Origin of the sequence: Gluconobacter sp. Dm-62, from assembly GCF_018256155.1 — a bacterium.
GTDB lineage: Bacteria > Pseudomonadota > Alphaproteobacteria > Acetobacterales > Acetobacteraceae > Gluconobacter.
On the sequence record NZ_JAERLY010000002.1, the window covers coordinates 98,113 to 111,311 of the forward strand.

Genomic DNA, 13,199 nt, shown 5'->3' on the forward strand with positions numbered 1-13,199 from the left:
ACTAAGGATGGTGCCCTTAACACATCTTTTGCGGGGAACGCAATTCATTCAGGGGCGCTTGAATGGATTCTTCCCAACGCGCACTCTGGGTCGACCGGACGCTACCACCCGTTTGAAGGACAGATGATTTCATGGCCCTGCTCAAGATCGCCCGCATGGGTAACCCCGTCCTGCATCAGGAGGCACAGACTGTTTCCGACCCGAAGGCCCCGGAAATCCAGTCTCTCATTGCAGACATGCTGGAAACAATGGCGGATGCGCGGGGGGCGGGGCTTGCAGCTCCCCAGGTCCATCAATCTGTGCGGATCTTTGTCTATCATGTTCCCACGAACCGTGTGGCGAATCCCGAGGAGGCATTGCTGCCCCGTGTTCTGATCAATCCTGAAATTACCCCTGTCGGGGACGAGATGATGATCTGCAGCGAGGGTTGCCTGTCGATTCCGGGGCTGCGGGCCGATGTGCCACGGTATGCCGCGGTGCGATACTCCGGCGTGAACGAGAACGGCGAGGCGGTTGAGGGTGAGGCGACAGGCTTTCACGCCAATGTCCTGCAGCATGAAAACGATCATCTGAATGGCATTCTTTATCCACAGCGCATCACGGCTTTCGATCGCTTTGGATATGTAGAGGAAATTCTTCGGTGACTTCCCGCCTCATGGATGTGCCGTCATCTGCCACTGCACATCTCTATCTTCGCGAAGACCGTATCCGTCAGTCTTATGAAGCCATGATGCTGGCCTGGCGAACCCTGAACGCCGACTGTGAAATACTTTTGCGTGAAAGAGGGCTGGGACCGGCGCATCACCGCATTCTCTTTCTGACGGCTGCTCACCCTGGGATCACGCCTGGTACCCTGCTTAACAGCCTCGGCATTACCAAGCAGTCTCTCGGCCGGGCTTTGGGAGACCTGCGGGAGCGCAGGTTGCTTGTGCAGGAAGAAGATCGCCACGATCGACGCAAACGCCCTCTGCGCCTGACTGAGGCCGGGGAGGCACTTGAGCGTGAACTCTTCCTTATGATCCGCGAAGTCATGACCCGGGCTTATCGTGAAGCTGGCATGACGGCAGTTGAAGGTTTCAGGCGTGTTCTCACACCCCTTCAGGCTCCTGCAGGGACCCCAGTTCGATGAGCGATGAACATATTCTGGTCGTCGATGACGACCCCCGGCTTTTGCGACTGCTCCAGCGTTACCTGTCTGAAAATGGGTATCGTGTCAGTACGGCGCTGGATGCGCTGAGTGCACGTGAAGTCTTGCAGCGTATCCAGCCTGACGCACTCGTTCTCGACGTCACCATGCCAGGTGAGGATGGGCTCTCCCTGACGAACAGCCTGCGCAGGGATGGCCTGTCGCTCCCGATCCTGCTTCTGACTGCGCGCGGTGAGCCCGCGGATCGAATTGGCGGCCTTGAAGCCGGTGCGGACGACTATCTGGGCAAGCCTTTCGAGCCCCGCGAACTTCTGCTTCGTCTGCGGGCGCATTTGCGCAGGGTGGTGCCCTCGTTGCCGGTGATTGATGAAGTTCCCGACATCCTGCGTCTGGGGGAGCTGGAATTTGACGTCAAACGCGGACTTCTCAGTGGACCGCAGGGACCAGTGCATCTGACGGGTGGGGAATCTGCTCTTCTGGGGGTTCTGACCAGCCAGCCAGGAACGGTTCTTTCCCGGGAAGCAATCGCCAAGGCACTTGAGATGGACGAGATCGGTGAGCGTGCCGTTGACGTTCAGGTCACACGCCTGCGTCGCCGGATCGAAGCTGATCCCAAGGAACCCCGTTTCCTTCATACTGTCCGTGGGAAGGGCTATGTTCTCAAACCAGGACGCTGACCCTGGCGTGACGCGAGATGACGGATGGCAGAGGCTGGATCGTCCCCTGAGGCGTATTCTGCCGCGCTCTCTCATGGGGCGGTCAATGCTGATTGTTCTCATTCCGCTTCTGGTTACGCAGGCTATTGCACTGGGTTTGTTCTATGGGACTTATCTGAATGTCGTGTCGCGGCGCCTGTCAGACGGCGTAACGGGCGAAGTGTCGCTCGTCATTGCGATGGTCGAGCATGGCTCTTCCGAAGCAGAGCGTGCGCTTATTCTTCAGGATGCGTCATCGCGGACCCAGCTGGGATTCTCTTTCCATCCCGGTGAAGAGCTGTCTCGTCATGGCACCAATCACGTTCTCGGCCCGATGGATGATGATTTTGCCCGATCGATCCGGCAGAATCTGGGACGACCCTATGATGTAGACTGGTCAGAGGCCCCCCAGACCGTTCGGGCATCAATTCAGCTTCCAGGCGGCGTGATGGTGGTCATGGTGCCAGTGAAGCGCCTGAATATCGGGCCGATCTGGTTGTTTGTTGTCTGGGCCGTCAGCAGTTCCATCCTGCTGTTCCTGATTGCCGGTCTGTTCATGCGTAATCAGGTACGCGCCATTCGCCGGCTGGGTCATGCCGCAGAACTGTTCGGGATGGGACGGGATCAGGGGCCGATACGGCCTCAGGGCGCACGAGAGGTCCGCCAGGCCGCTGTCGCGTTCAACCGTATGCAGGCACGGGTCAATCGGTTTGTGGCACAGAGAACCGCGGTGCTCGCGGGGGTATCGCATGATTTGCGCACGCCTCTGACCCGGTTGCGTCTGACTGTTGCCATGATTCCGACCTTCGGTCCGATCCGTGCCGAGACGCTGAAACCGGATCTTGCGGATATGGTCACGGACATCGAAGATATGGAACGCCTGATTGGCAGCTATCTGTCATTCGCGCGTGGTGAAGGGGCAGAAGAACCTGTCCTGACCGATCTCAGGGGAATGCTGGACGATGTTGCCGCCGCCACTGTTCGGGCAGGCGGCCAGGTTCTGGGTGTAGAAGGCCGCGAGGGCGTGGAAGCTGTGGTGCGGCCTGATGCACTCCGCCGTGTTCTGACAAACCTCGCGGAAAACGCGCGCCGTCATGGGGGCGCGATGCGCTTTTCCCTGCGTGAGGGAGAGCGGAATATTGAAATTGCAGTTGAAGACAACGGACCCGGGTTATCGGCAAGCCGTCGGGCAGCCATTTCAGAACTCAATGGCACGAGCGGTGGTCAGGATGGAAAAAGCGGTCTGGGGCTGACGATCGTCCGTGACATCATTCATGCCCATGGTGGATCAATCCGCCTGATGGACAGTCCGCTGGGAGGTCTGGGCGTTCTGCTCAGCCTCCCGAAATAGTAGTCAGATCTGTAAAACCTTAGGGCAGCGAATTGCCAGCGCCGCCATTGCCTGTACCCTGACCGCCCATTGGACCGGTGCTGCCACCGAACTGGCTGCTCATGCCGCTCATCGGGTTGTAGCGGCCGACATTGCCAAGCAGTTCCTGCAGGATGGAAGAACTGGTACCCGGGGTCGGAGTTTTTGCGCCCACCATGCCCACATACATCGCGTTCTTCTTGTTCAGCGTGTCCATCTTGCGCAGGACGCCGCCGTTATCGAAGTTCAGGACCACGACCTGCTGCTTCTTTACACTCGGGAAGGTCAGCGGCGTCGGTGACGTGATCATGGACACATAAATCCATGTGTTGTCGTCGAAAGTCGCATGCGCGGTCGGCGATCCGAGAAGATCGAGGACGTCCGTGCGCGTGCTAGTCCCAGGAACGAGCTGCGCGTAATCGGTCTTTTCGATCAGGGAGCCGCGTGGCTCGGGAATCGGAGAAAAGAACGAGCATCCGCCGAGCAGCAGCGGGACACATGCCACTCCGGCCTGTGCGAAACGGCGAAGGAGGCGTGTTCTGCTTTGGGGCGTCGGGGAAGATGCGTTATTCATGGATCCGAAAACTATCCTGTGCAAGAGAACCGCTCAAATGAGCGCGTGCCCGAACGGCGCCTGCATGTCAACGATTTCCCCCATATTCCGGGGGCTGGAGTGCCTGAATGTCCCATTCACCCGAATTTTCTCGACGTATCCTCTTCAACCGGCTGGGATCGGGACTGGAAGAGACGATCGAGGCCTCGGCCGTCGAACGCCAGGCACTGGCCGCGCGTCTGGGAATTCCTGAAATCGAAGCACTTAGCTGCCGCTTCCGTTTAACGCCTTCCACCAACCGGAGTGTCCTCGCGGAAGGACATCTTGCGGCGAAGGTTACGCAGGTGTGCGTCATCACCTCCGAACCTTTTAAAGATGTTCTGGCCGAGACCTTCTTTCTGCGCTTCATTCCCGCGGAAGAGATGCCGGAGGACGAATTTGATATCGATTCCATCGATCTGGACGGCCCGGATGAGGTGCCACACGATGGAAAGGCCCTCGATATCGGCGAGGCTGCAGCCGAACAGCTGGCCCTGATGCTGGACCCATATCCGCGCAAACCGGGTGTCGGTTTGGAAAATGCAGTTGACGTGGCGCCTGCAGAAGGGGAAGAAGGGGCACAGTTGTCTGGCGAGGGGCCGGATGGCCCATGCCGTCCCAATCCGTTTTCGGCGCTTTCCGCGCTGAAAAACGGGGGTAAAAAAGAATAAAATCTCACGTCTGACTTGCGGGTTGCCCCGGGCTCTGCTAGAGCCGCCCGCCTGAACTCGACGTAATTACGAGACGACGAACAACAGGGCACCGGGCGCCGCGGGGAGCGGGGCAGGGGTGCCGACACTGAAGCAGAAAGAGGCATAAAAGCCATGGCCGTCCCTAAAAGAAAGACTACGCCGTCCCGTCGTGGCATGCGTCGCAGCCACGACGCCCTGACCGTCGAGGCTCATGCAGAGTGCTCGAACTGCGGCGAAATGAAGCGCCCGCATCACGTTTGCAGCCACTGCGGTCACTATGACGGCCGTGAAGTGGTCGCTGCTGGAAACAGCGGCAAGGGCCTGAAGACCGCCGTCCGCGCCTGATCCCTACCTGCGGGTCCGTCGTCTCCCAGGAGCGCGGCCCGCATCTGTGATGCTGTCCGGGAAACTGTCTCAATGACCAAAGCGCCTGTCACGTCCGAACGTGACATCGCGGCCTCCGGGCCTTACGCCCTCGCCGTCGATGCAATGGGTGGTGACAGAGCCCCGGATATCGTCCTCGCCGGACTTGATCTGGCTGCCGACCGGCACCCGAAAGCCCGTATTCTCCTGATCGGAGACGAAGCTCTTCTCAGGTCCGCTCTGGCCAAGCACCCCAAAGCTTCACGTCTGTGCGACATCCGTCACTCCGAAGCCAGTATCCCGATGGATATGAAGCCGACTTCGGCATTGCGTGTCCGCGGATCGTCCATGCGTATGGCTATGGAAGCCGTCGCTGCGGGTGAAGCGCGGGGTGTGGTGTCTGCTGGTAACAGCGGTGCCATGCTCGCGCTTGCCAAGATCATTGTTAAAGCCCTTCCAGGGATTTCACGCCCCGCCATGGCGGCTGTCCAGCCTTCTGCGCGCGGTGATGTCGTGATGCTGGATCTTGGCGCAAACATCGCCTGTGATGCCCGCAACCTGGTCGAATTTGCCATCATGGGCGAGGCCTTTGCGCAGGCGGCGCTTGGTCTGCCGTCTCCTACGATCGGGCTTCTCAATGTTGGTTCGGAAGAGCTGAAGGGCGATGATCGCCTGCGGCAGGCTTCCGAACGTCTCAGGACCAGCCCTCTCGCACCGCAGTTCCATGGCTTCGTTGAGGGACATGACATCACGGCCGGAACCACCGATGTGGTTGTGACGGATGGCTTTACCGGAAATGTTGCGCTGAAAACGGGGGAAGGCGCGCTCAAACTCGCATTCAGCCTGCTACGCCGGGTTTTCGAAACAAATCTGTTGACCCGTCTGGGATATTTGCTTGTCAAACCCGGGCTGGAACGGATGCGGGAATGGATCGACCCTCGTCGTTATAATGGGGCCCTGTTTGTTGGTCTGAACGGAATTGTCGTGAAATCGCATGGCGGGGCAGATGGTGAAAGCTTCGCTGCCGCCGTTGATGTTGCCATGGACGCGGTAACACACCACCTGAACGACAAGATCCGCGACCGTCTGGAGCAGTTGGGCATGGGGGCTCCCGAGCCAGTCGTCCCTGTCTCCACCAAGGCTACCCCTGAACCTGTGAGCTGAAAAAAACATGTCCGATCCCATTCGTGTTCGCCTGACGGGTGTCGGGGGTTACCTGCCGCGCGATATCATCACCAACGACGATCTTGCCAGCAGATACGGCATTGAGACTTCAGACGAATGGATCAGGACCCGGACCGGCATCGCACAAAGGCATATCGTCTCCGGTGATGAAACTACTGCCAGTATGGCTGCCGAGGCGGCCCGCCAGGCACTGGACTATGCTGGGGTAGAGGCTTCTGAAGTCGATGCCATTCTGGTCGCTACGGCGACACCGGATCAGGTCTTTCCCGCTGTAGCGGTACAGGTTCAGGCCCGTCTTGGTATCACCAGAGGGTTTGGTTTCGACATCAGTGCCGCGTGTTCTGGTTTCGTCTACGCCCTGGCGACAGCTGCGGCGCTCATGCAGTCCGGGCAAGCGAAAAAGATTCTCGTGATTGGCAGCGAAGTTTTTTCACGCCTGCTGGACTGGAAAGACCGCTCTACATGCGTCCTGTTTGGTGACGGTGCGGGCGCCGTTCTGCTGGAATCCGGGGCAGATGAGGGTGAGGGAATTCTGTCCACGCACCTGCATTCTGATGGTCGGACAGGCGACATCCTTTACGTCGATGGTGCTGTTGGATGCCCTTCCACGACACAGCATCTGAGAATGCAGGGGCGTGAGGTTTTTCGGCATGCCGTGGTTAAGCTGTCTCAGGCCGTAGATGAGGCGCTGGCTGCAAATGGTCTGACGGGACAGGATATTCAGTGGATGGTTCCGCATCAGGCGAATCTTCGGATCATTGATGGGATGGCAAAGAAACTGTCGCTCCCGTCTGACCGGGTCGTGGTTACGGTGGACCGTCATGCCAATACGTCGGCTGCCTCAATTCCGCTGGCTTTGAACGAGGCCGTCCGTGACGGGCGCATCAAGAAGGGTGATCTCGTCCTGATGGAAGCGCTGGGCGGCGGTCTGACCTGGGGATCTGCTCTCGTCAGGATGTAAACATGCTCTCTGAATGAGGGCAGGTTAATGATTGATTCCTTTGACTGTTCTGAGCGTCATGATACGCAAGTGACATGAGCACAGTCACGCGCGCGAATCTTGTTGAGCATCTTTACAGTCGTGTCGGTCTTTCCCGGCATGATTCCTCCATGATTCTCGAGAGCCTTCTGGGCGCGATTTCTGACCGCCTTGAAGCGGGTGAATCCGTGAAGCTCAGTGGGTTCGGCACATTTTCTGTTCGTCAGAAAGGTGAACGTGTCGGCCGCAATCCCAAAACTGGCGTGGAAGTTCCGATTCTGCCACGGGCAGTACTGGTGTTCAGACCATCCCAACTGCTGAGAGATCGTATGAACGGCTCTGAAAATGCCGTGGGAGCAGAGGCTGCCTCGCATGACAGATAATTTCCCTTCTGAGGCAGTCATGGCTTCGCCGGACAATAATCTCTCGACAGTTTCGGAAAAGGCTAAAAAGGCTCCAGACGCCTACCGCACCATCAGTGAAGTTGCTGAAGAGCTTCATATTCCCCAGCATCGCCTCCGTTCATGGGAAACCATTTATCCGGGCGTAAAGCCGTTTCGCGGGGAAAGTGGGCGCCGGTATTACAGTCCCGAACACATCGAGACACTCCGGCTGATTTCGGACCTGCTTTATGTACAGGGGTACAAGGGGCAGGGGGTTCTGCGGGTTCTTCGCGAACGACGCGCCGAGAAAGCGCGTGCGAGCCAGAAAGCTGTTTCGAAAGTTGCGTCTGAAACTCATCCGGACGCTACAGACGAGGCCTTGGATCCAACTCCGATTGCTCTCCTTCAGTCCCCCTCCGTCAACGAAACTCCCGAACCGGCAGTGGATGCGTTGCCGATTGCTGTGTTTGTCGAGAGTGAAGAAATCGACGCAGATCCGGTGAGCGATACTGTTGACGATATTGTTTTTCCGGAAATTCCAGCTGCGGCTCATGATGTTGTTGTTGTGACGGAGACGCTTGACATTCTTGCCGAGAACGAGAGCCCCGAAGCCGAAGCCGAAGCCGAAGCCGAAGCCGAAGCCGAAGCCGAAGCCGAAGCCGCCGATTCTGCTCTCCTCGTGACGCTTCGCGACGAAAACGAGCTTCTTTTCAATACACTGGAAAAGACCGAGGCTGAGAACGGTCTGCTCCGTTCGGAACTGCGCGAAATTCTCGAAGAGCTGCAGAATTTGAGAAATCTTCTGCCCGTCTAGTCACAATGCCCCATTGCGGTGATGGCAGGACACTGCTAAACCACCGCCACCGCAGGACGACGGGCAGTAGCGCAGCCTGGTAGCGCACCAGTCTGGGGGACTGGGGGTCGTGGGTTCGAATCCCGCCTGCCCGACCAGTCCTGCGGTAAATCCTTTTTTTAAGATCCTGTATCTTCTGCATAAACTCCCTTGCGGGGGTTGGTCTCGGTCCAGAGCGTCCAAAGCAGATGCAGCGCGGCCATGATCGCGGGGCCGAGAAACAGGCCGAGCAGGCCCCAGGTCTCAGCGCCTCCCAAAATTCCCAGAAGTACCCAGAGAAACGGCATTTTCGTGCTGCCACCAATCAGGGCAGGGCGGATGAAATGGTCTGCGATGAAAATCACAACAGATCCGATCGCGGCGACGATGATCGCGCCAATCATGCTGCTCTTTGCCAGCAGCAGGAGTGCCACCAGTCCTACTGTCGGCCAGGCCAGAAATGGGATCATGGCGGCCACGGCCGTTACCATAGCGAACAGTAACGGCTGAGGTGCCCCTGTTGCCATGTAGGTGATGCCCATAATGGCGCCTTCGCCCAGACCGACCAGCACCAGTCCGGCCAGAGTGCCGTGAACGGAAGAGATCATCTGCTTGGCCAGGCTTTCGCCCTGCTCACCAAACAGGCGCTGCGAACCCAGAAGGCACTTGCGAACTACGCTATCGCCGTCCTTCAGCAAAAAGAACAATGTCAGGAGCGAGAACGCAAACAGCGTGCCCCTGCGTGCAAGCTGTGAGCCGACCTGCTTGGTCATCTGCATGCCATGTCCGACATCGACTGAGTGGAGCAGGTGGGAGAGGCGTTGCGGGCTTGTCATGTGGTTCTGCCACCAATTGGTGGCCTGAGCGGCCATGAACGGCAGATGAGGCACCCATTCCGGCATCGGGATGCCATTGTTCCGGACGTCATCAATCCATTCCAGGGCACTCCGTGCCTCGTCTGCGACTTTTACGCCGACCAGCGAAACCGGAACCAGAAAGATCAGCGCGACCGCCACGGTAAAGAGCATGGGCAGCCAGTCGCTTCGGCCAAAACGAAGCTCGGCGCGGCGATAAAGCGGCCAGATCGAAATGGCGAATACACAACCCCACAGGAGTGCGGGCAGGAAGCCCTTGAGGGTGTAGAGCCCTATGGCCACAAAGAAGAGCGCTAGAAAGCCCCGTGCGCGCCTCTGTATCGTTCCTGTGGAGGCTGAGGCCTCGACCGTAATGGTTTCGGATGGAAGAGAAGGATCAGTCATGGGAATTCCGGAAAGAAAATATGCCTGGACTGTCGTCCTGCGCGGAGAAAGCTGCCCCGACGAGAGAAGTCCGGATGAAGAAAGATTCAAAAACCGAGAAACGCAGTTCTTTATCGTGGAACTATTCCACGGGAACGCTCTCGAATGAAGAGCAACCCGTCTGGATCGCGAGCCCAACGGCCTGCTGGCTGAAACGTTTCTGATAGGACTGGCGAATGGCTTTCAGATGCGGCTGAAGGCTACGATCCGAAGACGACGCCACGATCCAGACGATTCGTGCTCCTTCCCGGATGATCCTGTGACCGGCTGCATCGTACCACTGTCCCTGACCGTCGATCACGGTAAAACCGGCCGGGAAGCGTGGGGTGATTTCGCTGTCCACAAATCCCTGCCAGTCGTCATCGTCAATCACGCTGCCGTCCGGGCGTGTCAGGCCGAACATCAGGCGGATCTGAAGATCATCATGCGTCTGGATTTCCCGGCACAGGTTGGGCGTGACGCTGACCGGTACGATACATCCGCCCAGTAGCGGCGCGGTCAGAATAAGCAGGGCTACAGCCCTTCTCATGCGGGCTGTCCTGTCAGGGCATTGCGCAGAATGATGGCCTCGGCAGGTTCGAACAGACCACGGCGGATAAAAAGGTCGATCAGAACGAGATTGACGTTGAACTTGAAGTCGTCGGTATCCCGGACGAGTGCCATGACATTCTGGATTGGCAGAAGATGGAAGCTTTCCACTTCGCCATCTTCAGCAATTGGCACGAAGGTCTCGGGCAGCAACAGATCATAGCAGTGCAGGACGTCACGCCTTAATCCTTCAGGACGTTCAAGCGCATACTCGATCCGGCTTACTGCACGTGCTGTTGCTGCAAGATCAGCTGGTATTCCCGCTTCTTCCTGCGCTTCCTTGATAACCGTTGTCTGCGGATCGAGGCCCGCGCTCATGCCACCGGCGACGAGATGGTCCAGCTTCCCGGGGTCCAGTCGCTTGCTCATGCTGCGACGGGCCACCCACAGGAAGAGCCCTTCCGCACGTTCGACCAGCCCGTTCAGATGCACACCCTCTGCTGCGAGCCCCAGAACGGGAATGGCGCCCCGATCCACCTGTCCCAGAACGGCCCCGCTATCGTTACGAACATCGAACGCTTCGTTATGGGACGTGTAAAGCCCCATATCGCAAAGGGCCTGGGAGAGCGGAAAAAGTTCTGCACCCAGATTTACGCCAACAGCCTGTTCCTGAGTCAGACCAAGAGATTCAAGGGCTTTTGTCGTCGCAGGGCTGACCCAGCCGATCTGCTCGGCACCACAGAAAAACGGATTTCGGCCGCCCGGCAGAACCGCGCTGTTGCAGGCCGCGATATGTCGGAGAAACGGTTCGAGGGAGGGAGAAGAAGATTTATCAGCCACGGGCCAATATGTCGCATGCAGGGGGCCATTTGCAAAGCATCGTCGGCACTTCCAATAGTCAGGGCATGTTCAAGAAAACCGATTCGACTTCCGAAGCGCTTCCCCTACGGGTTCTGTGGCCCCTGATTCGGCCGGAAAAACTCTGGCCTGATGCGACGCGCATCGGCATCGCGCTGGTTATTCTTCTGATTGAAAGCGGTACGGCCGTTGCCACGCCCTGGCTTTTCAGTCGTATGGTCAGCAGCCTGTCACGCCCCGAAACTCTTCTGGCTGTCCCGGTCTGGCTGATTGCTCAGTATGCGGTCATCCGGATCATTTCGGGACTGGCAACGCCGCTGCGGGAGCTTCTGGTCAAGCCGGTTGAAGCGGATCTTCAGCGTCGCGTTGCTGTCCTTGGCCTTCGTCATTTGCATGACCTGAGTGTCCGCTTTCATCTGGATCGTCAGACCGGCTCCCTGACCAGAACACTCGACCGTGGTGCGGATGCAGTCGGAACACTGCTTTCTCTGGCGCTTTTCAATGTGCTGCCCAACGTTATCGAACTCATCATGACGTTGACCGTCATCCTGAAGATTTTTGACTGGCGTTATGTCGCACTGCTGTTGATCGCGCTCGGACTGTATTCCGCCGTCTCCTATATCTTCACCCGACTGCGGATGACGGCCAGACGTGCGCGTAACCGTGCCAGTAATCAGGCCCAGCATCAGCTCGTAGACAGTATTCTGAACTTCGAAACGGTCCGAAGCTTTGCCAACGAGCCTCATGAAATCGCCCGTTACGACGCCGCGCGCAAAGATCTGAGACAGGCCGAGATCAGCCTCCAACGGTATGTCAGCCTGTCTCAGGTCAGTCGTGGCATTCTGATTGCAGCAACCACCACAACACTCCTTGCCATGGCAGCCCATGACATCGTGCTCCATCGCCTCGCTGTGGCGCAGTTCGTCCTGATTGGCAGTTATCTCAGTGGGCTTTATTCGTCTGTTGGGGCCCTGAACTACGTCAGTGCAGGATGGCGCAATGCCCGGGTCGATCTGGAAAACTATCTCGAGCTGCTCGCCATCCGCTCGGAAATCGGACGCGCCTCACAGCCCATACATCTGCCTGGAAAACTTTCGGAGGCCGGGGCTGCTGCGGTGGACTTTCGCCATGTTTCCTTTGGCTACAGCCCTGCACGGCAGATCCTGTATGACGTTTCCATCAATGTGCCTGCTGGGACGTCCCTGGCCATCGTGGGGCATACAGGCTCGGGGAAATCCACTCTGGGGCGCCTGCTGACCCGGGCCTACGATCCGACAGAAGGCTCGGTCTGCATCGATGGTCACGATCTGCGCGATATTGCGCCGGCGGACATCCAGAACATCATCGGCACGGTGCCGCAGGATACGGTGCTCTTCAATTCCAGCATTGGCGACAATATTGCCTATGGTGACCTGTTGGCATCCCGCTACGATATTGAAAGAGCCGCTCGGAGCGCCCAGATCGATGCGTTTATCCGGGAACTTCCGGATGGATATGAGACGGTCGTGGGGGAAAGGGGGCTGAAGCTTTCTGGGGGCGAGAAGCAGCGTGTGGCCATTGCCCGCGTCATCCTCAAGGACCCGCGCATCCTTCTGCTGGACGAGGCCACAAGCGCGCTCGACACCCGCACGGAGGTCGCCATCCAGAAGGAACTCGCGGTCCTGTCGCAGGCACGCACGACGGTTATTGTTGCGCATCGTCTTTCCACGGTTCAGGACGCCGATCGCATCGTCGTACTTGACGCAGGGCGCGTGGTGGAGCAGGGAAGCCACATGGAACTGCTGTCCGCAGGTGGTCATTATGCCGCAATGTGGGCTGCACAGGCCGGTGAAAACGTCTCCGGGGGTTGACGAAGCCCCCAAGCATACGTCATAAGCCGCGCCTGATTTACGGAACACGCCGGACCTCGCTGTCCTGCGTCATCCAGCATCGAGGAAAGTACCACCATGTCTCGCCGTTGCCAGATCACGGGCAAGGGCGTGCTGACGGGCAACAACGTCAGCCACGCCAATAACAAGTCCCGCCGTCGTTTTCTCCCGAACCTGCAGGAGACCACGCTGATCTCCGATATTCTCGGTGCTTCGGTGCGTATGCGCCTGTCCACCAATGGTATCCGCACGGTTGAGCACAACGGTGGGCTGGATTCGTTCCTGCTGGGTACACCGAACCGCAAGCTTCCGACGGAAGCCCAGGTCATCAAGCGCCGTATCCTGCGCGTTCAGGAACGCAAGGCTGCCCAGACCGCCTGAGGAATCTGTACCGAACTTTGTTTGGTAAC

16 protein-coding genes and 1 tRNA gene are annotated in these 13,199 nt (G+C 58.3%); 13 read left to right on the plus strand and 4 right to left on the minus strand.

Annotated elements, in window-relative coordinates; all coding sequences use genetic code 11:
- Nucleotides 1–131 precede the first annotated feature (131 nt).
- The 4 genes from def to JK202_RS02220 are packed head-to-tail and all read left to right on the plus strand — an operon-like array spanning nucleotide 132 to nucleotide 3,193.
- Nucleotides 132–644 carry a peptide deformylase gene (def, locus tag JK202_RS02205; RefSeq protein ID WP_211557615.1) on the plus strand — a complete coding sequence of 171 codons (513 nt, stop codon included), beginning with the start codon at nucleotides 132–134 and terminating at the stop codon, nucleotides 642–644.
- Nucleotides 641–1,129 carry a helix-turn-helix domain-containing protein gene (locus JK202_RS02210; protein WP_211557617.1) on the plus strand — a complete coding sequence of 163 codons (489 nt, stop codon included), beginning with the start codon at nucleotides 641–643 and terminating at the stop codon, nucleotides 1,127–1,129. Before def ends, JK202_RS02210 begins: the two co-directional genes overlap by 4 nt.
- Nucleotides 1,126–1,824, plus strand: a complete 699-nt coding sequence (locus tag JK202_RS02215) for a response regulator (RefSeq protein WP_211557619.1) — start codon at nucleotides 1,126–1,128, stop codon at nucleotides 1,822–1,824. Before JK202_RS02210 ends, JK202_RS02215 begins: the two co-directional genes overlap by 4 nt.
- Entirely contained in the window at nucleotides 1,802–3,193 is a 1,392-nt protein-coding gene (locus JK202_RS02220; RefSeq protein WP_211557621.1) for an ATP-binding protein, read from the plus strand. Before JK202_RS02215 ends, JK202_RS02220 begins: the two co-directional genes overlap by 23 nt.
- A 19-nt stretch (nucleotides 3,194–3,212) precedes the next feature.
- Here JK202_RS02220 and JK202_RS02225 read toward each other — a convergent pair whose 3' ends face one another.
- Nucleotides 3,213–3,785: an outer membrane protein assembly factor BamE gene (locus JK202_RS02225; protein ID WP_211557622.1), complete on the minus strand. Its 573-nt coding sequence runs from the start codon at nucleotides 3,783–3,785 to the stop codon at nucleotides 3,213–3,215.
- A gap of 107 nt (nucleotides 3,786–3,892) precedes the next feature.
- Here JK202_RS02225 and JK202_RS02230 point away from each other — a divergent pair, with 107 nt between their 5' ends.
- From JK202_RS02230 to JK202_RS02260, 7 genes are all read left to right on the plus strand, one after another.
- Nucleotides 3,893–4,474 carry a DUF177 domain-containing protein gene (locus JK202_RS02230; protein ID WP_211557624.1) on the plus strand — a complete coding sequence of 194 codons (582 nt, stop codon included), beginning with the start codon at nucleotides 3,893–3,895 and terminating at the stop codon, nucleotides 4,472–4,474.
- A gap of 153 nt (nucleotides 4,475–4,627) precedes the next feature.
- Nucleotides 4,628–4,840: a 50S ribosomal protein L32 gene (rpmF, locus tag JK202_RS02235; RefSeq protein WP_211557626.1), complete on the plus strand. Its 213-nt coding sequence runs from the start codon at nucleotides 4,628–4,630 to the stop codon at nucleotides 4,838–4,840.
- Nucleotides 4,841–4,912: 72 nt separating this feature from the next.
- Entirely contained in the window at nucleotides 4,913–6,022 is a 1,110-nt protein-coding gene (plsX, locus tag JK202_RS02240) for a phosphate acyltransferase PlsX (protein WP_211557632.1), read from the plus strand.
- A 7-nt stretch (nucleotides 6,023–6,029) separates the two neighbouring features.
- Nucleotides 6,030–7,004 carry a beta-ketoacyl-ACP synthase III gene (locus tag JK202_RS02245; protein ID WP_211557633.1) on the plus strand — a complete coding sequence of 325 codons (975 nt, stop codon included), beginning with the start codon at nucleotides 6,030–6,032 and terminating at the stop codon, nucleotides 7,002–7,004.
- A gap of 74 nt (nucleotides 7,005–7,078) precedes the next feature.
- Nucleotides 7,079–7,405, plus strand: a complete 327-nt coding sequence (locus JK202_RS02250) for an integration host factor subunit alpha (RefSeq protein ID WP_211557634.1) — start codon at nucleotides 7,079–7,081, stop codon at nucleotides 7,403–7,405.
- 19 nt (nucleotides 7,406–7,424) lie between these two features.
- Entirely contained in the window at nucleotides 7,425–8,219 is a 795-nt protein-coding gene (locus tag JK202_RS02255; RefSeq protein WP_249199557.1) for a MerR family transcriptional regulator, read from the plus strand.
- 60 nt (nucleotides 8,220–8,279) lie between these two features.
- A tRNA-Pro gene (locus JK202_RS02260) sits at nucleotides 8,280–8,356 on the plus strand.
- Nucleotides 8,357–8,377: 21 nt separating this feature from the next.
- On the opposite strand, the gene JK202_RS02265 is transcribed toward JK202_RS02260, so the two are convergent.
- The 3 genes from JK202_RS02265 to JK202_RS02275 all read right to left on the minus strand — a co-directional run bounded on the left by JK202_RS02265 (nucleotide 8,378) and on the right by JK202_RS02275 (nucleotide 10,924).
- Nucleotides 8,378–9,496: an AI-2E family transporter gene (locus JK202_RS02265; RefSeq protein ID WP_211557638.1), complete on the minus strand. Its 1,119-nt coding sequence runs from the start codon at nucleotides 9,494–9,496 to the stop codon at nucleotides 8,378–8,380.
- A gap of 121 nt (nucleotides 9,497–9,617) precedes the next feature.
- Nucleotides 9,618–10,064, minus strand: a complete 447-nt coding sequence (locus JK202_RS02270; protein ID WP_211557641.1) for a DUF3574 domain-containing protein — start codon at nucleotides 10,062–10,064, stop codon at nucleotides 9,618–9,620.
- Nucleotides 10,061–10,924: an NUDIX domain-containing protein gene (locus JK202_RS02275; protein ID WP_211558670.1), complete on the minus strand. Its 864-nt coding sequence runs from the start codon at nucleotides 10,922–10,924 to the stop codon at nucleotides 10,061–10,063. The genes JK202_RS02270 and JK202_RS02275 overlap by 4 nt, the downstream gene beginning before the upstream one ends.
- A gap of 44 nt (nucleotides 10,925–10,968) precedes the next feature.
- On the opposite strand from JK202_RS02275, the gene JK202_RS02280 reads away from it, so the two are divergent.
- Nucleotides 10,969–12,771 carry an ABC transporter ATP-binding protein/permease gene (locus tag JK202_RS02280; RefSeq protein ID WP_211557643.1) on the plus strand — a complete coding sequence of 601 codons (1,803 nt, stop codon included), beginning with the start codon at nucleotides 10,969–10,971 and terminating at the stop codon, nucleotides 12,769–12,771.
- A 96-nt stretch (nucleotides 12,772–12,867) separates the two neighbouring features.
- Entirely contained in the window at nucleotides 12,868–13,170 is a 303-nt protein-coding gene (rpmB, locus tag JK202_RS02285) for a 50S ribosomal protein L28 (protein ID WP_041110511.1), read from the plus strand.
- Nucleotides 13,171–13,199: the final 29 nt, after the last annotated feature.